This is a genomic window from Oribacterium sp. HCP28S3_H8 (assembly GCF_052064775.1).
Lineage (GTDB): Bacteria > Bacillota > Clostridia > Lachnospirales > Lachnospiraceae > Oribacterium.
Window position 1 is genome coordinate 1 of the sequence record NZ_JBQHUZ010000034.1, and the last position, 630, is coordinate 630.

The 630-nt window shown below is 49.4% G+C and carries 2 pseudogenes; both read left to right on the plus strand.

The features are described 5' to 3' along the window. A pseudogene (locus ACTNEN_RS13335) lies at positions 1 to 479 on the plus strand (tetracycline resistance ribosomal protection protein Tet(W)); the annotation flags it as partial. A gap of 50 nt (positions 480 to 529) precedes the next feature. Further along, a pseudogene (locus ACTNEN_RS13340) lies at positions 530 to 630 on the plus strand (class I SAM-dependent methyltransferase); the annotation flags it as partial.

Below are 630 nucleotides of genomic sequence, written 5' to 3' on the forward strand. Positions count from 1 at the left end.
TCCGTTACGGGCTGGAGCAGGGCTTGTTCGGCTGGAACGTAACGGACTGTAAGATTTGCTTTGAATACGGGCTTTATTACAGTCCGGTCAGCACGCCGGCGGACTTCCGCTCATTGGCCCCGATTGTATTGGAACAGGCATTGAAGGAATCAGGGACGCAACTGCTGGAACCTTATCTCTCCTTCACCCTCTATGCGCCCCGGGAATATCTTTCCAGGGCTTATCATGATGCACCGAAATACTGTGCCACCATCGAAACGGTCCAGGAAAAAAAGGATGAAGTTGTCTTTACTGGCGAGATTCCCGCCCGCTGTATACAGGCATACCGTACTGATCTGGCCTTTTACACCAACGGGCAGAGCGTATGCCTTACAGAACTGAAAGGGTATCAGGCCGCTGTCGGCAAGCCAGTCATCCAGCCCCGCCGTCCAAACAGCCGCCTGGACAAGGTGCGCCATATGTTTCAGAAGGTAATGTAAAGATACATAATCGTCAAGACGGCAACAATCAGAAGTTATTGAGGGTAACAATGGAATATAGTAAGGAAGATTTAATGGAAGCAAAAAAGCAAATTTGGGGAGTGGGAGAGAACATGGGAACAGAGGAAAGTAAAAAAATCTGGGAGGAGAA